General features: G+C 43.3%; 18 protein-coding genes. 11 read left to right on the top strand and 7 right to left on the bottom strand.

The window, feature by feature from the left end; translation table 11 throughout:
• Positions 1 to 19 precede the first annotated feature (19 nt).
• On the top strand, positions 20 to 190 hold the full coding sequence (locus N475_RS25375; RefSeq protein ID WP_155730899.1) for a hypothetical protein: 171 nt from the start codon (positions 20 to 22) through the stop codon (positions 188 to 190).
• Here the strand turns inward: N475_RS25375 and N475_RS07100 are convergent.
• The gene (locus N475_RS07100) at positions 183 to 698 is read right to left on the bottom strand and encodes a TlpA family protein disulfide reductase (protein ID WP_063357309.1); all 516 of its coding nucleotides are present in this window, start codon (positions 696 to 698) and stop codon (positions 183 to 185) included. The genes N475_RS25375 and N475_RS07100 overlap by 8 nt on opposite strands.
• A complete protein-coding gene (locus N475_RS07095; protein ID WP_162269588.1) occupies positions 688 to 2,814 on the bottom strand; it encodes a TonB-dependent receptor plug domain-containing protein in 2,127 nt (708 codons plus the stop codon). Before N475_RS07095 ends, N475_RS07100 begins: the two co-directional genes overlap by 11 nt.
• A 233-nt stretch (positions 2,815 to 3,047) precedes the next feature.
• Here N475_RS07095 and N475_RS07090 point away from each other — a divergent pair, with 233 nt between their 5' ends.
• From N475_RS07090 to N475_RS07070, 5 genes are all read left to right on the top strand, one after another.
• Complete coding sequence (locus N475_RS07090) at positions 3,048 to 4,691, top strand: methyl-accepting chemotaxis protein (RefSeq protein ID WP_063357310.1); 1,644 nt, start codon at positions 3,048 to 3,050, stop codon at positions 4,689 to 4,691.
• 128 nt (positions 4,692 to 4,819) lie between these two features.
• Positions 4,820 to 5,236 (top strand): BLUF domain-containing protein, encoded by a 417-nt coding sequence (locus tag N475_RS07085; RefSeq protein WP_063357374.1) that lies wholly within the window; start codon positions 4,820 to 4,822, stop codon positions 5,234 to 5,236.
• 51 nt (positions 5,237 to 5,287) lie between these two features.
• Entirely contained in the window at positions 5,288 to 6,979 is a 1,692-nt protein-coding gene (locus N475_RS07080; protein WP_081232384.1) for a methyl-accepting chemotaxis protein, read from the top strand.
• Positions 6,980 to 7,147: 168 nt separating this feature from the next.
• Complete coding sequence (gene lspA, locus N475_RS07075; RefSeq protein WP_063364961.1) at positions 7,148 to 7,642, top strand: signal peptidase II; 495 nt, start codon at positions 7,148 to 7,150, stop codon at positions 7,640 to 7,642.
• A 99-nt stretch (positions 7,643 to 7,741) separates the two neighbouring features.
• On the top strand, positions 7,742 to 8,155 hold the full coding sequence (locus N475_RS07070) for a carboxymuconolactone decarboxylase family protein (RefSeq protein ID WP_063357311.1): 414 nt from the start codon (positions 7,742 to 7,744) through the stop codon (positions 8,153 to 8,155).
• Here N475_RS07070 and N475_RS07065 read toward each other — a convergent pair.
• The 3 genes from N475_RS07065 to N475_RS07055 all read right to left on the bottom strand — a co-directional run bounded on the left by N475_RS07065 (position 8,152) and on the right by N475_RS07055 (position 9,778).
• Positions 8,152 to 8,628, bottom strand: coding sequence for a DUF1842 domain-containing protein (locus N475_RS07065; protein WP_063364947.1), 477 nt, complete (start codon positions 8,626 to 8,628; stop codon positions 8,152 to 8,154). The genes N475_RS07070 and N475_RS07065 overlap by 4 nt on opposite strands.
• A gap of 146 nt (positions 8,629 to 8,774) precedes the next feature.
• A complete protein-coding gene (locus N475_RS07060) occupies positions 8,775 to 9,329 on the bottom strand; it encodes a PepSY-associated TM helix domain-containing protein (RefSeq protein WP_063364946.1) in 555 nt (184 codons plus the stop codon).
• Between the two features lie 8 nt (positions 9,330 to 9,337).
• On the bottom strand, positions 9,338 to 9,778 hold the full coding sequence (locus N475_RS07055; RefSeq protein ID WP_063364945.1) for a DUF4920 domain-containing protein: 441 nt from the start codon (positions 9,776 to 9,778) through the stop codon (positions 9,338 to 9,340).
• Positions 9,779 to 10,000: 222 nt separating this feature from the next.
• On the opposite strand from N475_RS07055, the gene N475_RS07050 reads away from it, so the two are divergent.
• The 5 genes from N475_RS07050 (at position 10,001) to N475_RS07030 (ending at position 19,345) form a co-directional block, all read left to right on the top strand.
• On the top strand, positions 10,001 to 12,241 hold the full coding sequence (locus tag N475_RS07050) for a TonB-dependent receptor domain-containing protein (RefSeq protein ID WP_063364944.1): 2,241 nt from the start codon (positions 10,001 to 10,003) through the stop codon (positions 12,239 to 12,241).
• A gap of 169 nt (positions 12,242 to 12,410) precedes the next feature.
• Positions 12,411 to 15,191 (top strand): cadherin-like domain-containing protein, encoded by a 2,781-nt coding sequence (locus N475_RS07045; protein WP_063357316.1) that lies wholly within the window; start codon positions 12,411 to 12,413, stop codon positions 15,189 to 15,191.
• Positions 15,191 to 17,926 (top strand): TonB-dependent receptor plug domain-containing protein, encoded by a 2,736-nt coding sequence (locus N475_RS07040; RefSeq protein WP_063364943.1) that lies wholly within the window; start codon positions 15,191 to 15,193, stop codon positions 17,924 to 17,926. Before N475_RS07045 ends, N475_RS07040 begins: the two co-directional genes overlap by 1 nt.
• 11 nt (positions 17,927 to 17,937) lie before the next feature.
• Positions 17,938 to 18,165, top strand: a complete 228-nt coding sequence (locus N475_RS07035) for a hypothetical protein (protein WP_063357318.1) — start codon at positions 17,938 to 17,940, stop codon at positions 18,163 to 18,165.
• Between the two features lie 22 nt (positions 18,166 to 18,187).
• Positions 18,188 to 19,345: a cytochrome c peroxidase gene (locus tag N475_RS07030; RefSeq protein ID WP_227008462.1), complete on the top strand. Its 1,158-nt coding sequence runs from the start codon at positions 18,188 to 18,190 to the stop codon at positions 19,343 to 19,345.
• A gap of 2 nt (positions 19,346 to 19,347) precedes the next feature.
• Here N475_RS07030 and N475_RS07025 read toward each other — a convergent pair whose 3' ends face one another.
• On the bottom strand, positions 19,348 to 19,737 hold the full coding sequence (locus N475_RS07025) for a YbaN family protein (protein WP_063357319.1): 390 nt from the start codon (positions 19,735 to 19,737) through the stop codon (positions 19,348 to 19,350).
• Positions 19,738 to 19,952: 215 nt separating this feature from the next.
• Positions 19,953 to 21,191, bottom strand: coding sequence for a carbohydrate porin (locus tag N475_RS07020; protein ID WP_227008461.1), 1,239 nt, complete (start codon positions 21,189 to 21,191; stop codon positions 19,953 to 19,955).
• Positions 21,192 to 21,381: the final 190 nt, after the last annotated feature.

The raw sequence follows: 21,381 nt of genomic DNA, 5'->3' as shown, positions 1-21,381 counted from the left end.
AATTTATGAGCGTTTTATTATGTCTTACTTATACCAAGGACAGCAGGTGGCAATCACTTTGCCAGTCCAATCAATTTCTATGAATAAGTGCCGCATGGCGGTGAAACACCAAGATGGCCTAAGCTACATTGCATTTGCAAATACAGCAGACGCAAAAGGGTTTTTAAACTGGTTAGGTAAAGCTAACTAATCTTGGTTGCGCTGATGCGGCAACCAGCATCAGCCGTTAATGTCTGTAAGTGAGCTAGTAGCGCCGCTTCAGGCATAAATCCTATATGGTATGTGGCCAAATTGCCGTTGCTATCCAGCAGGAAAACTTGCGGCGTACTTTTGCTTTCGAGCGAATTAGCCAACGAGTTAGGCAGTGTGACCGTCGCGAATTTTGTTTGATAGCGAGCCATTGCCCTTTCGAGCTGGCGTTTTTCAGCGCCAGTTGCCATCATCATAACCGAAAACCGTCGACACTCAATTGGCTGAGCATTAAACAAACTCTCTAATAGTTTGTGTTGCTTTTTGCACCAGCCACAATTTGGCTGCACCAGCATCAATGCCAGCACCTGACCTTGATAGTATGCCATCGTCTTTGGTGCGTACTTATTAAGGGCCGTGAGTTCTAATTGATAAAAAGGACTAGCGGCATGCGTAAAAAATGATGCCACTAGCAAAGGGAGCCAAAGCAACGGCTGTTTAAAAGTCATAGTCGAAGCCCAAGAAGGCTTGCCTGCCTCTCAGTGGCGCGTAAATATAGGTAACATCATATCCGCCCTCGTTGTCGAACATGATGGGGGTGTCTTCATCTTCTGCTTGGTTGTAGTCTAGGGCGTTAGTGATACCAAAATATAATTCAAATTGCTTATTGATAGCGTAAGCAACCTTAAAGTCGAGCAACCCATAACTGCCAACATTGGTTTGTTTGGCCTGAGTTGCTTGTTGGTCGTTGTATCCTTCATACCCATAGTCAGTCAGATCTCGGCTGGGTACATGTAGGTAGTTTGCACTGAGGTCCCATGCATCGAGCTCGTAGCTTAGGTTGACGCTTGCTCTTTGTTCGGTTGGCGCGATACCAAATGAGGATTTAAATACATCGTTATATTGGTAGGATTCAATGCTGCCGCCAAGCTGCAGTGAAGACGTCAATTGATAGCTCACGGCCAGGTCCCATGCCAATACATCGGCTCGTTCAGTTAACTGCCCAAGTACAGGGGTGCCAGATTGGTTGTGTGTCAAAGATGCTAAATTGTCCACTTGAGTATAAGCAATAGATAACGTGGCATTGATCTTATCTGCTGTGTGATTCAGCGAGTAATTGTAGCCAAGTGAACGTTCTACATCATGTACATCAACAAGGTAACCTTTCTCAGCGTCTAATATCCCATGATCACTTTCAAAAAAGGACAATGGCGCACGATAGCCTTGTCCCACCGAAAAGCGAGATGTCCAGTTATCATGGTGAAACCAGCGTATATCTAGGCGCGGTGAGATTAATGTCTCATCAATTTCGTCGTCAACCGCCTGATTCGCGATAAAATCAGCATTGATCTGATCAAAGCGTATTGCAAAAGCTAACTCAAAATCGATAGAGGGGGTGTATGTATCTTGAATAAATAACCCAGAAACAGAGTAGTCGAAGCTATCGGACATATATAGCGGATTATTAGCAAGTGCCTCTGTATGGCTGCGCATTTTTTCATCGCGATGATCGAAGCCCATTGTTATCAAATGTTGATTGTTGAGGGTGTAGTAGAGCTTGGCTGATGCAAATTGCATATCATCCTTTGCGTAGTAATCAATGCTCTCGTAAAATGAATCCTGTATATGCTCTACATTGGCATAACTGACATCCAGTGCAAGGTTACTATCTAGGCTATGTAAAACTGTGAAGAGCCACTCCTCACGTTGTGTGTCAACCCACTCGGCGGTTTCCCAAGGGTGACCTATGTAACGATTGCGCACATCATTGTCGACAAAGAGACTATCAGCTTCACCTTTGTTGACGCTTGCCAATGTTTCTGCGATGGAGCTGGTCGTATCGCCAATTACCGGTCCACCAAACACTTCAGACTGACTGCGGCCATATCGCGCTTTTAGCGTTGTGTCTAAAGACAGGTCATGAGTAAGTGTCACAGCTAACGAATCATTATCAAGAAGTGGTGACTCACTTACCCCGTTTTTATCTCCGTCGAATTGCGCACGACTATCATGTTGAGCGATTACACTGACAGTACTTTTGTCATCCTCACTGATCCCCATCGCGACCATAGAAATCTTGCGGTAGTCCAAGTTACCAAAAGCCACATCTAGTTCCGCTCCGCTTTTAGTGGGCTTTTGTGAAACCAAATTAACGGTGCCACCGATGGCCTCTGGTGCAGTGAGTGATGCCCCAGCGCCACGCGCAATTTCAATGGTGCCTATGCCAGCGGTTGCAACACTGTCCATGCCATAAAACCCAGACAGCATTGTATGTAATGGCACACCATCAACGAGTATGTTGGTGTGCTCGCCTTTCATACCATTGATCATGATACGTTTAGCACCGCACATTGAACATTCGTTTGAGACTCTAATGCCCAACGCTTTATCAATGGCTTCACTTAGATTGGCAGCCTGCATGTTTTTAAGTTGCTCTGAGTCAATCAATTCGGTTTTAGCAATGCTGTCTTTAAGAATGCCACGCGCTTGCAGGCGCGACTGTACACCTTGAACTTCAATGTGTTCTAAATTTTGTTTTTCATTTTTGCTGGCGTAGATTTGGGGCGCTGCAAATATTGCTGTCGCGATTAAGGCTTTGGATACATATTGGCTAGAATGATTCACGTCAATCTTTATTAGTGATAATGATTATTATTAATATTATCGCGTTATGCTTCTGAACTTCAAGTAATAAATTATTTAAATATTTGGATTAAATATTGCGTGAGTAATTGGTGTTGAATAGGGTCTATTAATAAAGGACCATTAAAATAAACGTAATTTGCTGCCCTGATAATTGGCGCCATGACTTGATTGGACCTAAATTTACAGAGTGGATGTGACAAAAAGGTGAATAAATGAACTTTCTAGCTGGGCTCACAATACGACAGAGGCTATCTGTTGGGTACGGCGCGATTTTGTGCCTAATGATCTTGCTGACTAGCATTGGGATTAAAGACGTCAATTTTATCGATGATACCCTTGCACAGATGACCGATGTCAACTCAGTTAAACAGCGCTATGCCATTAATTTTAGAGGCAGTGTGCATGATACAGCCATTGCTATAAGGGATGTGGCGATTACCAATTCCACTGCTGAGCTAAGAGAGTTTGAACAAGAGATTGCGCAACTACAACGTTTTTATGTCGAAGCAGAAAACAGCATGGCGCAAATGAAATCACAAGGCGTGCCATTTAATGACAAAGAAAGGCGCATTTTAAAAAGCATTGAAGATATTAAAGTCACAACCCGACCGTTAGTTGACAACATCATTGCACTTAAACGGGACGGGCAAGAGGTTGATGACATCGTATTACAACAAGCTCGCCCTGCTTTTATTACTTGGCTTGCACGTATCAATGAGTTTATTGATTATCAAGAGGAAGCCAACCAATTAGCTACGCCAGAGGCGCGTGATGTGGCGGGTGGTTTTGCTCAGTTTATGATAGCGGCCACTTTGTTGGCAATTGCAGTCAGTGTGTTTATAGGACTCATGATTGCAAAGAGTATCAGAGAGGCATTAGGTGGCGAGGTACGTCAAGCTGAGCGCGCTTTATCCGCCATATCTCAGGGCGATCTAACTCAGCACATGGCCACCGACTACCCCAATAGCATGTTGGCAAAACTCTTTGAAATGAAGCTGCAATTAACTGAAATCGTGTCCAATGTGGTTGGTGGCGCATCCGATTTAGCTGAACAGGCCAAAGTAGTGTCTTCTGGTTCTGATGATATTTATGCCGCAGCGCAACAACAAGCGACGCTGACGCAACAAACTGTAGCGCGGTTGGAGCACTTGCGAAGCAGTATTGATCATGTGAGTGAGCTTACAACAAAAACAGAAGAAAACTCAGAGTCCACAGTACAATTTGCAGATAAAGGACGGGATGCAATCGCAGCCAGTGCAGCTGAAATCGTACGCATTGCTGATACAGTTAACGCAACGGTGGCGCAAATTAAAAAGCTTGAAGCGAACACTGAACAAATCGGTGGTATTGCCAATGTGATAAGTGGCATTTCAGAGCAGACCAACCTGTTAGCGTTAAACGCGGCAATTGAAGCGGCACGAGCCGGTGAATCTGGCCGAGGGTTTGCCGTAGTTGCCGACGAAGTAAGGCAGCTTGCCAAGCGAACTGGCGAAGCAACGGCACAAATTGAAGCTATGATTGGCGAAATTCAAAAAGAAACGTCTGCTTCTGTAGAGGCCATGGAGCAAACACAGCCGCAAGTAGAGAATGGTAAAGCATTGATCCAAGAAGCCACTGAGCTATTGCAGAGCATTGACGCACAAGCCAGTGATTCACTGCACCGCGTGCGTGAAGTGGTGCAAGCGAGTGCAGAACAGGTCAGCGCCATTTCAGAAGTATCTGATGCAATGGGTTCTATCTCAGCGATGTCAGACAATGCCATTGAAGTGACTGAAACCAACCGGAATGCAACCCAAAAACTAGATGCACTCTCTGCGGGTATGCATAGCGCGATCAGCTTTTTTAAGGTTCGATAATTATATGTCACTGATTTTGAAACGCATTTGGTAAATTAAAAGGCTGTGTGCTAGATCTTAAGGAGCGTAAAAGAAATAAAGTTCTGAATAAAGCCATCAAAAGCAAGATTGCGAGGGGTGTAAAATTCATGTTTCAGCTAGTGTATATCAGTAAAGCAAAAAAGCGCCATACAGAATTAGAACTAGCCAAAATGATGAGTAAATTTCGCCAGCGTAATGTTGCAAATGGTATCACGGGCCTTTTACTTTATGATGGTAAAGGGACTTTTATTCAGCTGCTGGAAGGTAAAAAAGAGGAAGTTCGAGCTCTATTTGAGGTGATCTCAAAAGACCCACGTCATGAGCGTATTAATAAGTTGCATGAACAGGCAGTTCCTGAGCGGGTGTTTTCGCACTGGAAAATGGGCTTTAGGTGTTTTGATAGTTCAAAGCTCTGTAATGAAGAAGGGTTTTCGGAGTTTTTAAGTCAGGAAGATAACTACGCATTTTTGCAAAGTCACCCCGATTTTTCGGTGCAGTTACTTTGCTACTTTAAAACCTGTTGAGTTAGAAGCGGCTTTTAGCATTTACACTCAATAAAATAAGGCGTCGTGTGTATGAATCATCTCAGTATTGCCAAGCGCATCTACTTGATGGCGACTGTGCAACTTGCAATGTTATTGCTTGTGAGCGCAATCGCTTTAGTGCAAATGGCCAAGATCGGATATGAACTGATAGATATTGCCGAGGAAGATATTCCACTGAATAATTTTCTGACGCAAATAACCGAACACCAGTTAGAGCAAGCAATCCTATTTGAGCGGTTGCTGTTATATAAATCATTGGCTGATAGCGGTACACAAGGTTATGACACTAAAGTGGTGCAGTTATCCCAAAAGTTAATGACCTCAATGGCCAAAGTTGAAAAAGAAATCGACGATACTACCGCTTTTGCAGCGCAGGCTATCACTATGGCGCACTCTGAAGAAGCTGCCAGTAAGTTTCGCGAAGTTGAAGGTGAGCTCCAAGTCATCACCAAGCATTATGCTCAGGCCAGTATGGATCTAAAGCAACTATTGAATCAGCTCCCCAGTCAGTCTATTTTAGAGCTGATGCCGTTGGCAAAGAAAATCGAAGCAGAGGAAGATCAGCTTAAAGACGAACTGATTGCAGTCCTTGCTGAAGTGCAGGAGTTCACTCAAAAAGCCACTTTAAAGGCTGAAAAAGACGAAATCCTAGCCATTAAATTGATATCGATTTCAGCCATTGCTGCTTTATTGGTGGCCCTTGGTGCTGCGTTTATGATAAGTCGCTCCATTACCACACCCATTGATGAACTTATCGTTCGTTTGAAATCCGTAGCCAGCGGTGATGGTGATTTAACCGTGATGTTGGATGAGTCTGCGAAGGATGAAACCGGTATAATGGCACGAGAATTTAATAAGTTTATTAGTGGCTTACGTTCTACGATTGTGAGTACCAACGATGTGGTGCGCAGTTTGGGTGACTCTTCAGAGCTGGCTATGAATGTAATGCGCCAAACAGAAAAAAGTGTCACGGAGCAAAAAAACCAAACCGAAATGGTGGCTGCTGCGGTGTATGAAATGACTACCACCACCCAAGACATGTCAAAAAGTACGGCTCATGCAGCCGAGGCGACAGCCAAGGTGCGTGAAAAGGTCCAAACGGGTAAACAAATTGCAACCCAGACCAATAAAATTATTGAGAATTTAGTTTCTGAGTTAAATCTGGCATCAGATGATATTGCTGAGCTGGTGGAAGAAACTAACAATATCAGCTCAGTACTAGAGGCCATTCAAAGTATTTCTGAACAGACCAACTTGTTGGCACTTAATGCTGCAATAGAGGCCGCGCGCGCTGGTGAAAGTGGTCGAGGTTTCGCGGTGGTTGCAGACGAAGTTAGAACGCTAGCAACACGCACTCAATCATCAACCGCAGATATTCAAGACTTACTTGATCGCTTAAAAACAGAAGCCAATAAAGTCGTCAACAGCATGGAAAAAGGGAAGGTGAGTGCGCACAATTGTTTTGAGAAGAGCGAGAAGACCCAGACCATGCTTGATGAAGCATCGGGCGCAATCGAGCAAATTAATGACCTAAACACGCAAATTGCGACCGCGACCGAGCAACAATCTATGGTGGCCGTAGATATTGATAAAAACATCAATAATATTAATGAATTGGCGAAGGAGACGGCACAGGGAGCAAGTGAAACAGCCGATGCCAATCAGAACATTGCAAAAAGGATAATTGATTTACATACCAACTTTAATCGCTTTGTGACCTGATATTTATATCGAGAATGCGGGCTGAGGTGTCAAACTTGTAAACCCGGCCTGTAACTTATTCATTGATAATATTAATAAAATTAAAATTATTGAGGTGTTTATCGGTTTGTCATTTTATGTTCACCAATGGCTTTTTATAGTGAAGTACTGAGCAACGGGAGCATAACAATGACAGAGAACAAGGGTGTACACATTGCACTGGTATGTGCAATTTGCTTGATATTAGATCAAGGTACGAAATGGTGGGCCAGTGATTATCTGGTCCCATGGCAGATGACCAGCTACTGGGGTGATATTGTCAGAATCGGCTATACCGAGAACTTAGGGGTATTCCTGAGTTTTGGAGCAGATTTTACCCCCCTACAAAGAACGTTGTTTTTTGTTATTGCGATAGGCGTTTTTCTCTCAGCGTTAATGGGTTATATGCTGAAGTCACATGATTTGACCAAGTTACAAGTGACTTCTTTATCTCTAATTTTTGCTGGTGGGTTGGGGAACCTGATTGATCGGGTCTTAAATCAAGGTGCCGTTATCGATTTTATTAATGTCGGTGTAGGGTCGTTACGTACGGGGATTTTCAATATTGCTGATGTGGCGATTATGATAGGTGCTGTTATCATTATTTTGGCAACGCCAATGAATGCTCAAAAATCTGCCACCTAGGTTGTTTTGATATTTCTACTCAAGCATGTCGGAAATATCCAATTTTTTAGTCAATGCCTGTTTTAAGCTCTTTAACAGTTTTAAATAAGGAGCTTTTTTATGATTTCTCAATCACAGCTATTAACCCAATATCCATATATTCATACCGCACTGGGCGGATTGAGTGCGCAAGCTGAGCAATGCCTGCCTGCGTCGACAGTGCATTTAATCCGGTTGTATGTTTCGCAAATCAACGGCTGTCAGTACTGTAAAATTATGCACGAAGAAGCGTTGAAAGATACCACCAGTCAGGAGCAGTTTACGCATTTTCATAAGGCGATATTCGAGCCTAATTTAGCATCACTTTCTGAATTTGAACGGAGCGTATTGCAGCTAGCTCGGCAAGTAACTGAAGTGAAACTTCTGACACCTCTTAGCAATGAAATACTCGATGAAAAGCAGCGCCTAGCGGTTGTGGCTGTAGCTTTGCAAATAAACAGTTGGAATCGTCTCGCTGTGGGATTGGGTTTTTAGTGTCGGTGGGCATTTTTTACTTGAATTGCGAGCTGTGACAAGTCAGCAATATTACTGTGATCCACTTGTCTAACTGGTAATTGTTCGATTGTTTGCCAGTTTTGAGAGGTTGGATCAATATAACTAAGGCTTGCTTCACCGATCTGCCAGTTATCATCAAGGAGTAAATTTAATTTGGTGTTATGTGTGGTTTTGCAGGTTGGTGGAATACCAATACTAGGTTGATGGCCAAATAAGTCCAACACGATATAGCAATTATCGGCTGCGCGCTGATAGTGAAACTCGCCATAGAGATTGGAGATGATATCTCGCTCGGAGGCTGACGGTATAAATACCTTACCTCGGCCTGAAATGGTTTTATCTCGAGCATAAACTAATAAAGATATATTAAAGTGCACGTGATTTAGCGATTTATCTCCCAACAGAAAGTTGGCAAGAAATAGGCCTGGAATCCCTGGTTGCGTGTGCAGCATAAGCGTGCCTATATTACCGATTTACTTAAATTGCTCAAAGCTGCGCACTGCATGCAATGCCAGCCCCTAGGATTCAATCTAGTATCTGATTTGCATGCGCGCTATTACACGTTATTACAGGAGAAGTGCGGTGATAGGGCGATTTGCTAACTTGAATAATAAACCACAAACCCAATCGGCGCTGCAAACCCCGCGAGTACTAAAATTCCTCTTGGACCCCAGACACCCTTTTTGCCTTTCACCATAAAAAGTGCAGAAAGCGCCAAGTAAATTAAAAGCACAGCGTAAAAATCCGAAAACCACATCCAAGCTGCACGCGCTTCATTCAGGTGTAAAAAATTTAGTTGGCGTAGTAAAAGTCGAGGTTTGACTTGCTCTACCAATACCGTATTGGCCTGTGGGTTTAAATATAGGGTAGTGTCTTTCAAAAATAGTTTGTAAGTGTTTTTGTCTTGCCAAAAACGCGCTTTGACAGGCGTCGTCAAGGCCAGTTTTTGCAGCAGTTGAGATTCAAACTCCGGCGTTTCAATACGCTCTACATCAAGTGTAATTTGATGGGAGACTCTTGAAACTTGGTAGTTCGAGTTAAACTGATGAATGTGATTAAGCGCGATACCAGAAATGGCAAAAACCAAAGTCATGCCAATACAAAAATAGCCGATATCGCGATGTAAATTGCGATTGAGTTTAAACCAAGACATACTCAATTTTAGTCCTCGATAGTCACAGCAACAGGGGTAAATAAGTGCAATGTTTCTGGGCTATCTACGGGTTCTAATTGCTGGGCTTTGCGCCGTGCATTGGTTTGTTCCAGTGACAGTGGAATGAGTTTGACAGTGCCTGTGGCATAGGCGGTTTTACCTTGCGCAGTCATTGGAAACACCATGTCGCCATCGCGTACTTTGACCATCAGGGTTTGAAACTTTTTGTCACTGGCTATTTGCATCCAGCAGCCGCGCTTTTGGCAAACTCGAGTGACGGTACCTGCTATAGTCGCTGACTCTGTTGTATATCTTTGTGCATCACTCAGCAGCGTGGAAATGGGCACTAATTTAGATTTATCTGCGCCTCCATTGAAAGTTTTACTGTATGCGTTTGAACTTAATGTCATTATTGTTAGTAAAGTAACTGATATTAATGCTGCTTTCATAATTTTACCCCTTCCTATGAATCAAATCTCAAGGCGTTTTACGTTACGCTAGAATGCGTGTGGTTGTAAATTACTCACACTATTTTCTTGGTTAGTATGTCCCGATTTATTTATAACTATAAGTTATTTGCTTATTGCGTTGGGCGCTTAGTTTAATTATTCTAATCGCGCATTTCAAATGCGATTCATAATTATTATCATTTAAATTAGGTGAATAAGGACATGAAACTCACTCTTTGTGCGCTATCTGTTGGCGTCTTTGGGGCACTTAACGCTACCACTACTCATGCGCAAACAACAAAACCAAATCAAATCGACGATGTAATTGAAGTTCACGGTCACAAATTATCTGTGATCAATAAAGATGCTGCGGGCTCTATAACCGCTATGGACAGTGAGGCTATGGCACGTCGCCAACAAGCCGAGCTGACGCAGATATTACGTGAGATCCCTAGTGTGGAACTTTCTGGTAGTGTGACACCATTGGCCGCTCAGCCCAGTATTCGAGGTCTGTATGGTGAACGCATTCACGTCTCGGTAGACAATGTAAAGCGTAAAATAGAGTCTGATGGAAATGAGAATTTATCTGCTATCAATAGCTTAGGCATAGACCCCAGTCAATTAAAGCAGGTGCAAGTACTGCGGGGTGCAGATTCTCTGACAGTAGGATCGGGGGCTATTGGCGGAAGTATCCGCTTAGTCACCAAAGATGCCAGTGATTATTTGAATGGTGAATCTGGGGTGGGCTCTCAAGTGATGGTAACGCATCAAAGTAACTCAAACAGCACGTTAATTTCAGGCTCTTTGTTTACGCTCAGTGATGATATGGACACAGTTTTACATGTGAGCCGCGTTACTTTTTCGGACATCGACGTTGTTGGATCGAATTTACAAGACACTGAAGAGCAAGAAATTAATGAAGTAGCAAAACTCGATAAGATCAAAAATGATTCTGAGCGCAAAAATGTCGCGTTAAAAAATACTTGGTTTATCAGCAAAGCCCACAGTGTACAGAGCAAAGTTGATTGGTCTGAGTCACGCTCAGACGACCAGCCTTACAACTTAAATGCCAGTTATGGACTGGCATATCCGGCATTGAGTCAAGATTTTAGTAATGACTACCTTGAGGTCACTACCACTTATGTATATCAACCTGATAATCGCTATATCGACTTCGATGCACAATTAGTGTATTCCGACAAAGACTATGCAAAGCAGACGTTTGGTTACATTATGCGCGGTGAACGAAAAATCGACTTTTCAGGAACAAAACAAGGCAGTACAAAGCGTTACGGGGCCAGACTTGCAAACCTGTTTGAATTAAGCGATGAATTTGATCATCAAATTGCTGTAGAACTCAATTATGACTACGAAGAGTTTAGCCAGTCAGAATTTTCGCCAGATGAGGGGATGAGTACAAAATACGGTGACAGCGATGCGCAAAATCTATCGTTTTCTGTTATCGATCAAGTTTCACTGTTTGACGATAAGTTGCTTGTGACGGCGGGCCTGCGACTAGATAGTTATAAGCGTAGCAGTGATATATACACCCAGTTTGACGATCATGATGATAGCGAGTTATCTAATGAATTGGGCCTGACATTCAAGATCAGCGACAATATCAATCTTTATGCCAAGTACAGTGAGGCTTTTCGCGCTCCGTCGGTACAAGAATTGTACAAAAAAGATGAATGGCGTTGTCACATTGGCGGTAAATTTTGCTATTACGAACCTCAACCAAACTTAAAGCCTGAGGAGTCCGAAAACTTAGAAGGTGGGTTTGGAGTATTTTGGGATGAAATGAGTTGGGGTGACAAATTTGAGCTAAAAGTCATTCATTTCGACAATGAAATCGTGAATTTTATCGACAATGTCCCGTTTATGTATTACTACGACGACAATGGCGATAAGCAGCAGGGTTCGCCTGGTCCTGAGCCCACAAATGGGGTACCTGTCGCAACGCATCGAGACTACAGCGCGAAGAACATAGGTAAGCTAGTAAGCCGAGGTTGGGAACTGGAAATGCATTATGAACTCGGTAAATTTGCCAGCTATGTGGGGTACTCAACCATAAACATGGATGCTTACGGCGTTCCAAACTTTTTCTTGGGGAGTGTTGAGACAAACAAGCAAGCATATTCAGAAGCCCCTGCCGATAAACTCAATGTGAGTTTGCAATATCACGTGTTTGATAACTTTGATTTTGGATTGCAAATGCTGGCTTATCGTTCGCAGAAGCGTTTGACCGACGTCTATTTAAGCAGGGGCTATGGTACCGACTCTTACCAGCTGTTTAATCTCACCACTAAGTATCAAGGAATTGGTAGCTTGTCTGGATTATTGGTTAGAGCGGGCATTGATAATCTGACCGATGAGCGATATGTGCGAGCACCTGCAGGAGAGGCCATAGACCCGAGTGAACTCGGTCGAAATTATAAACTGACTCTAAGTTATACATTCTGATAATAAATTTACCCGCATGCGTAATTCATTATGTGGGTAAATTACCTCCCAATTAAACATTAATGCAACAAATGACCACAAAAAATAAAATAATGCAAAGATAAATACATTTGAAAATGATAATTGTTTCTATTAGGATCTGCGCGTATTTTTTATTCAGGACCTAACAATGAAGTTGAAATTTTTATCAGTGACAATTGCCGCGTTGTTGGCAACCGGGTGCGGATCAAGTGGCTCAGACAGCAATTCGGCGCCAACATTTTCAAGTCAAAGCTACGAAGTTTCTTTACAAGAAGACAGCACGCAAAGCTTGACCGTATCAGCGACTGATAAAGAGCAGCAGTCATTGACCTATGCCTTGTCGAATGCACCAGCTCATGGGATTGTTGAAGTAAATGCACAGAGCGGTGCCATTAAATATACACCTGAAGCAAACTATCATGGCGTTGACAGCTTTAAAGTATCGGTGAGTGATGGTCAAAGTACCGCTCAAACAACTATCAATGTGACGGTCAGCCCAGTAAATGATCTGCCTGTAATAGAACAGGATAAGCTGCAAGTACTTGGCGGAGAGACCAAAGTAGGTCAGTTAAATGCAACTGATATCGACGGCGACAGCCTTACATATAGTGTTAAAACCGCACCGCAAAATGGTGCGTTGTTCGTTGATGCACAAACTGGTGCAGTGACCTATACACCAGAAAAACTATCAGTTGCAACCGACAGCGTCGTGGTTGTGGTAACAGATGCACAGGGTGGCAGTGTCGAGAAAAATTTAGAAATTACGCTGGGCCTAACCAGTAATACAGATCGTGCATATTATTATTTTGCTAGTGACGACTCTCATTTAAGCAAAGCTGAAGTGCAGGCAAAAAACCTGAGTAGTGATTTGAACAAGGGCAATGTCTATTCAAATATTGCCCAAGGGTATGCGACTGCCGGCTTAGAAAATGAGGTGACAAAATTACTGTCAGAAGACATCATTACGCAGCCTCAAGACTTGGCGTGGGCGAAGCTGTATGTGGCAAATGCCTATATTGAACAAGGCAAGCTAGATCATGCCAATACTTTGAGGCAGTCTGCCAATCAGCTATATACCGAGTACATGGCATCAAAAGGCATTACTAACTTTTACAGTGAGGATCAAAGCTTTTACTCAGAGCTGGCTAACTCTTACCTGCGCTCCGAGCAACAAGAATTAGCTGACCAAGCTTATAATATCTTAGACATTGCTTTTTCTTCTGTTATTGCGGGTAACTCAACGGCTGCCATGCGTACCTACTTTTCATTTTCAGATCATGCCGGTGAACTCGTTAAAACATGGCAAAGTAGTTTAAGCAATACTGACAAACAAGCTGCAAATGCGCAGCTTGAAAGGCTTTACCGCTACGCATTGCAAATGCCAATCAGCCATGCAAGAAACGACTTAAATGGCAATGAAGGCAAACCTTACCATTCGATATTACAAGTGGCTTTAGGTTATGTCATTGATCATTACACCAATCTCAACGAGTTTGATAAAGCAAAGCCAATTTTGGCAAAAATGTTGTCGTTGTATGGCATTGTTGGGTATGACGAGCACCACGTATTAGACATTGATCAGTATGCTGATGTCACAATGGACGAATATCCATTCGGTTTGATTGATGCAATTCCGCGCTTTGTTTTACTTTATCCAGAAAAAGACGTGAACCTGTTGTTGGGCAAGTTTGAAACCACAGACTGGAAGTATGGATGGGCCAAAGATCAAGCAGACGGTGCAGTGTTGTTAGCTAAAGTAAGAAACGGCGAAGACAAATTGGCAGTGTTAGCTGAGTTGCTAAAAAACGAAGAAGGGCGTGATAAGCGAGCCTTATTTGTTGATTTAATCTCTTACAACATTAATACCCCTGGGGCAGCAATTTATATTAAAGAGCAAGGCTTGTACCCTGAGGCGGCTGCTTACTTAAAAGCGGGATTAGACATCTTGAGCAGTGATGAGTATCTGCAGGCAAACAAACATATTGTCTCGTTTACAACAGGTGCCACAGGCTGTGAAACAATCATCGATCAATACCTAAGCATTGCTGAATTGACCGCGGATCAACAGTACAAAACTGCTGCACAGTCAGCTTTTATAGCCTGCCATAAAATCGCTTCTGGTTTATATGCGACAGATACTAGCATTGAACTGGATGAGCGCATTGCCGCAAAAATTAACCTGCTGCCATATTATGGTGAATTTGAGCTAGCAGAGGAACAAGCTGAGATACTTAAGTTACTAGATGCAGAAATTGCCCAAACTCAAGATGATGAAGCAAGCAAGTACATGCTGCGTGTTGCAAGAGCGCTTGCAGCCGGTAAACAGCTGACGACAAGCTTATCTTACTTTGAGCAAGCTGTTGCACTAATTAAAAAGTTTGATACCACCTTAGATGCGAGTGTGCGCTTTACCTTAACCTATGACGCATTTGATTATCTTCAAGCGAATGGTTCTGAAATTGGTTATTTAGGGGAGCTTGAGCGGTTGGCGGGCAAGCATGCAGATTATCCAGCGGCTATCCAAAAAGCGCGCAGTGTGTGGACAGACTTAATCAATTCACATATTGATGATCTTGAGGAGGTTCTAGAGCAACAGCGCATAATTGCACTGACAAACCTCTCTTCGCAGCTACTGCGTTTAGCTCAACCTGAACGTGCAATTGAGCTAGCTGGGCACACATTGCTTGGAGAGGTAGAGCGCGACAGTATTCTCACTGCAGTTGCACTTTACTATGCAAGTGAAGATGCATTTACTCATTCTTCTATTGCACATGTTGATACCGACGGTGATGGGCTAGTGAATTTCTTCGCAGAACATGCGACTGAAGCAATGATTGTTGCATCTGGTCTTGTGCTTGACACTGACAGTGATAACGATGGCGTCGAAGATTCGCAAGATACCTACCCATTAGACAGTAAGCGCCAATAATGAAGGTATTGACACCAGCAAGGGTTAGCAATGTATTGCTGCCCTTTATCTCATGCATGGCATTTGCCCAGAATGAGCCACTGCAAAGTTCAGATCTGTCTGAGCAAGTGGGTACGGATACAGAAACACTGATAGAAGAAAGCCGCTATATTGATTGCGATAACGAGTCAAAGCGATGCCGACGCGACTATATTGAGCAAATTGAAGTACGCGGTGACCGGCCTAACCCTATCTCAATCTCGAGTGAAGGCGCTTATACCCTAGACAGTCAGTTACTGAGAGACTATCGAACGGGTAATGGTAACCTCACCGACATACTTGGGATATTACCTGGTGTCCAGTACTCAGAGGCGATGCTTGGTGCAGAACAACTGAGCAATATTCGTCCGGCTGAAGTTTCATTATCAGGTGCCAGTGGTCGTGAATCCGGTTATTTTATTGATGGAATAAACAATAACTCATTACTTGGCAATGAACAGAATAACGCCAATCGTAACTATCTTCAGGATGTCATAGGGCACAGTCAAGAAACGTTTGTGAACCTAGATCTGGTAGACACTATTGAAGTGTTTGATAGCAATATCCCCGCACGTTATGGCCAGTTTAGTGGTGGTGTAGTGGACGCTGATACGGTCAAAGCAGGAGACGAGTTGCAATTTGGTCTTTCCTACAGAGGTACCAATAAGTCTGCGGTTGAGTACGAACGATTTTACTCGCCTTGGTTTAGCGGTAAGGATGTGCTGAGCGAACCTGACTTCAAAAAGCAAAATATCGGTGCTTATGTCAAAGCGCCGATAAACGCTGATACTGGTTTGGTTGCCCAATTTAATTTGCTGGAGTCACAAGAGTCTCTATTCCAATTAGGGCGACTACGATTGCAAAAGCAGACTAATTACAATGGCTTTATCAAACTCGACCATGCACTAACCGCCAATGATGACCTTACAGTTAGCGCCAGTTATGCTCCGTTTAAAGGTCAGTATTTTAGTGAGAATGCGTTAAATAGTGATTATACGGTTGATGGGGGCGGCTATAACTTTAATGTTAAGTGGTCAGCACTGCGCAGTTGGGGGGCAATGGACTCACAATTGAGTTGGCGAGCAAGCGAAAACAATAAGGATACGGCGCCATATTGGTTTGCATGGGCGAGCTTACCCGGTAAATCCTGGGGAGGTGAACTTGGTTATGAGTCAAGTATTGAGGGGGGTTATGGTGACATTGAAAAGTCACAGCGCACGCTGTCTTTTAGCCAAGACTTTGAATTTGATTATGGCGCTTTACTAGGTAGTACACTGAGTTGGCAAGCTGGCTTTGAACTTAAGCAACAATACGCGCGATTCAACCGATTGGAAGAGGCCATCATTTATAATGGCTCAGTTATTCGCCCCAGTGTCAATTGCTCAGGTTACACAATTGACTGTGTTGAAACACAGTACAAGGTGCCCGTGTCTGCGCTTGAAGCACAGCTCGGTCGTGCACTCGATTTAACCAAGCCTGAGGATATCCTGCTTTTAAATAATAATGTTTTACAGAGCGGGCAGTTTTTTGCGCAGCGGGAAGTCAATCCCAAAGGAGATGCCAGTGCACGTATCAATAACTTGAGTGCCTATCTAGAAAGCCAGTGGCAGTGGCAAGACCTAACTATCACGCTAGGCGGGCGCTATGACTACAATAACTTTGTTAAAAATCATAATTTTGCACCACGTTTTCGCGGCAATTGGTCGGTATTTTCTGAGCGAGGGCAATGGGTTTTCGGTGCAAATAGATACTACAGTCAAGACCAGCTTGATTACAAACTCAACGAAGCCAAACAGCCTAGCCATTTCGAGCTGAGGCACTTGCAGCAAGGTCGCTTATCACAGTGGGTTTCGTCTAAGGTATCACGTGGTTTTGTTTATCAATATAGCAATATCCGAACGCCTTATACCGATGAGTTAATATTGGCTTATCGCCATCAATTATTGGGTGGAACACTGGAACTCAAATGGTTGAATCGCTTTGGGCGAGATGGGATTAACCGAGTAAAAGGTTACAACGAAATTGGTCAAGCGACCCTATTTGCAGGTAATGAAGGCGCGTATCGATATGAAAGGCTGAGCGCATCCTGGATGGCAAGGTTTGACAATCAACATGTTGAAATTAATTTATCAAAAGTCAGCAATGAGGTAGCTCCTGCTTCGTTTGATGGGGACCCTGCCGTGAAGTTGGGTGGCAATAAAATTGTGGCGAATGACGCTTTTGAGAGCGATGAACTGGCGTTTCTTGCAATAGATGAGATGAACTTGAACGGAGATCTCGACACAAAATACTACCTAATGAGCCTCAAAGATATCGAGTTTCAAAAACAGGACTTTAATCGCCCTCTTATCGCAAATATCAGTTGGGGCGGTCATTTTGGTAGTTGGCAATTGTCCATGACAGCGCGTTATAGCGGTGCTCAGGATGTATTGTACAAAGCGCCTTACACGCGAAGTATTAGCAGTGCAGCGGGTATTTGTGAGACTTGCAGTCCCGCACAAAAAGCATATTCAGTGTATTTCGAGCGACGTCGCGCAAGTGTTACAACGGTCAATAGCAACATCAAATATAAACTGTTAAATACTCAGCAGTATCAACTCAATCTCAGTTTAGAGATTGAAAACTTATTTAATCAACGTACCTATACCATTGCGCCTTTGTCTACTGGATTAGAAGTAGGTAGACGCTTTTGGTTAGGGGTAAAACTAGATCTTTAGAGGAAAAGAATATGTCAATTTCAATTGTAGGCGTCGCGGTGATCGCTCAGCTTTGCTACCAACCAAGCGAAGATCTTCATAGGATAAAGTTTGAACGTTTTGGCGAGCTTGGTACTGCGTTTAGTGAGGCAAGAAAAGAAAAAAAGCCTGTATGTATTGAGGTTAGTAAGCATGAAGTGGCTCAACTCGAGGCCAAGCAATTGCTACTCGCAGAGCCTAAAGCACTTAACTCAAAATAACCCCCTTATTAAATTATAAGCGATGCGCTTAGAGCGCATCGCGGTCACTTTTAAGTCACCTATGTTTCAAGTTGTTCTATTTTTTATTTTATTTTCATTTTCATACACAGCCTTGGCTGAGGTTGACCTCAAGGCATTACGCAGTACATATAGTCAAGCACCAACGTGGCCTAAACCCGAGCTCAGTGCAGGGGTAGCGCATCGTGAAATTGGGCTGTTATCTGATCCTGTGCACCCACCATCTAACCCATTTAGTAAAACAAAAGCAGAGTTAGGACGAAGACTTTTTTTTGACCCAAAGCTGTCTCGTTCTGGGCAGATTGCGTGTGCTAGTTGCCATGACCGCGACCTAGGCTGGGCAGATGGCAGGACAGTGTCATTTGGCCACAATCGACGAGCAGGTAAACGCAATGCTCCTAGCGTTGAAAATGCCGCTTTTTGGCACACATTATTTTGGGATGGTCGTGCGCAAAGCCTAGAGCAACAAGCTTTAATGCCTATTCAAGACCCGCTCGAAATGAATATGACACTGCCAGAGTTAGTTGCACGATTGAACGCGGATCCCAGTTATCAAACTGCATTCAAACAAGTGTTTGGAATGAAAACTATCAGTGCAAAACAAGTAGCAAAGGCCTTAGCGACTTATCAGCGTACCATCGTATCGAGGCGTTCAGATTTTGATTACTTCTTACTGGCTAGAACACAGTCAAACCCACGGATTCAGCAAGCATATAACCAAAAGCTCAGTGATCAGGCGCTGTGGGGCTTACACTTATTTAGGACTAAGGCACGGTGTATGAACTGTCATAATGGCTCACTTTTTAGTGATAACGGCTTTCATAATATTGGATTAACCTACTATAAACGCGAGTATGAAGACTTGGGGCGCTATTTAGTGACAGGAAAGGCGAGCGATGTGGGTAAGTTTAAAACGCCTAGTTTACGAGGCGTAATGAACAGTAAACCATGGATGCACAATGGGTTACTGGCTGATATGGAAGGTGTCATGGCGGTATATAATGCTGGTGGCTTTCGCTTTCAAGGTGACTCAGCCGACCCACTTGCACCAGTTACTTCACCGTTGCTACAACCTCTCTCGTTAAGCCAAGCGGAGCAGCAGGCGTTAGTGGCCTTCATGGAAGCGCTCACGCCATATCCGAGTGGTGGCGTAATCCGCTAGTTTTAGCTATTGGTGATCGGTGGCTGTGATGGTCGAGTTAGTAAATAAGCTAATACTGACACTTCGATGATGGCCACTATGACAAGAACATACCAGGGAGCTTGGCTGAAGCACAGCAAGATATAACCAATTAACATCCCAATACCCGCACCCCATTTACCTTTTGGTGGCACCACTTGATGTTCTCGCCACGCGACTAGAGATGGCCCAAATTTGGGATGGGTTAGTAACCAGTTTTCAAATTTTGGTGATGAGCGAGAAAAGCAGGCTAGCGCAAGAATAAAGAAAATCGTGGTTGGCATCACTGGCAGAGCCATACCGACAAAACCAAGGCCGACAAAAATGATCCCCGCGGCATGTAGCCAGAAACAGCGATTAAATAGCTTTTTCATGTTGTGCTGTTTCTCCTGATTAAAGTGTGCTTAGCGCCTGCGGTGTATAATAAATTGGATAAAAAAAACGACTTACTACAGCATAAAACGCTGAGTCATTTTAACAGCTGTTGCTTTTCCATTATAGACGAAATGTGCAGTAATTTATTCTCAGAGAGTGGCTTGAGAAGAGTTTGCCATGCAAATATGGAGAATTTGCATGGCAATATGAAGAACTAGAAGTAGTAACCGATGTTAATATTGAAGCGACGTTCTACATTATCACTTTGACCCGCAATGGTGCCGCCAACAAATGGCTGATTTTTAGCGTGAACTAAGTCGATATATGAGAAAATAGGACCTGCTGTGACGGCCACGCCAGTGACATTCATCCAAGTGTTTGCAGAGTCATCTGATTTATTATAAATAGTGCCAAAATCGTTATATATCTGCAAATGAGTAACCGGGCCATAATTGATGGACCAATTGTAAGCGATATTGGCGCTCGACATAGTTGCCTCTGTTGGCATCGTGTCATAAGTGGCATTGGCTGCCACAGCAATTCTATCTACATCAGTGAGCTGGTAATCATATTGGCCATGCTGGAATTGTAAGTTCCAATTGCCAATATTACTGTTTACGTGCACTGCCCATGCTTGGTAATCACCTCTGCTATATTGGCCATCGTGTAAGCCGCCGGTGAGCGCTGAAACTCCCAACGCAGTTGAACCTGCAAAGTGCTCAAGGTGGTAATGGTAACGTGCTACAAAGGTGTTTTGTTCGCCAAGTTCTGCTTTTGGAGCATCGTAAATGCCTTCACTTTCATCTCGGATACCAACGATATCAATTGAGTAGCGGTCTTTGCGGTCTTCCACATAGCCATCGACGCCACCCAGCTCATCATTTTTAAAAAAGCCTAGGTCCAGCTGCCAGTTGTTTGCAACTTGGCGTTTCATGACAATACCCATGTCATAATCATCTTCGAGACCGACAAAATAATTTGGGCTCATAAAGAAGCTATGTGAATTATATGGGTCATTACCAAATGGTACTTGTGTTAAACCAAGCTGTGCCTGCCAATTTGATGTGATATCGTAATCAAGGTAGGCATATTTCACGACACTCATATAGTCAAAAAAGCGGATTTCAGCGTTTAAACCAATGTCCGCAACCTCACCTGAGAAGTTAAAGCGAAAGACGTCGAAATCAAAGTCACCACCTCGGTTTTTAGTGTCTTCATCGTACGAATTAGTTGAGTAATTAACTCGAATAGCACCACCCACTGTAATACCTGATTCTGGCTTTTGCTTTTCTGCTTCCCCTGCATGCTGTAATTCAATCTGTTCGATTTTTTGTTGTAATTGAGCTAGCTGCTGTTTTAGTGCTGATAGTTCATCAGTAGTAGAAAGTGCGTTGGTTGACGTAAATATAAATGGAGTGCACAGTGCGAAAGCATGCCTAGTACTTCTTGACATTAGTTTGATTATCCGAGGGGTGAGGTTTAACAAAGGCGCAAGCCTAACGCACAAAATTTATGTCTGCAAATTGACTGAGTTTGCAACTTTTGGATGTTTGTAAGTGGCTTGTATCTATGTGGTAACAAGCATCAATATTTGTCAGATTGTTGCTTAGAATTTGTTATTTTTGGAACCGTCCAAACGTGCT

Origin of the sequence: Pseudoalteromonas luteoviolacea DSM 6061 (assembly GCF_001625655.1) — a bacterium.
Classification (GTDB): domain Bacteria; phylum Pseudomonadota; class Gammaproteobacteria; order Enterobacterales; family Alteromonadaceae; genus Pseudoalteromonas; species Pseudoalteromonas luteoviolacea.
The sequence above is the reverse complement of the archived record's forward strand: the minus strand, read 5'-3'. Positions and strand labels throughout refer to the sequence as shown.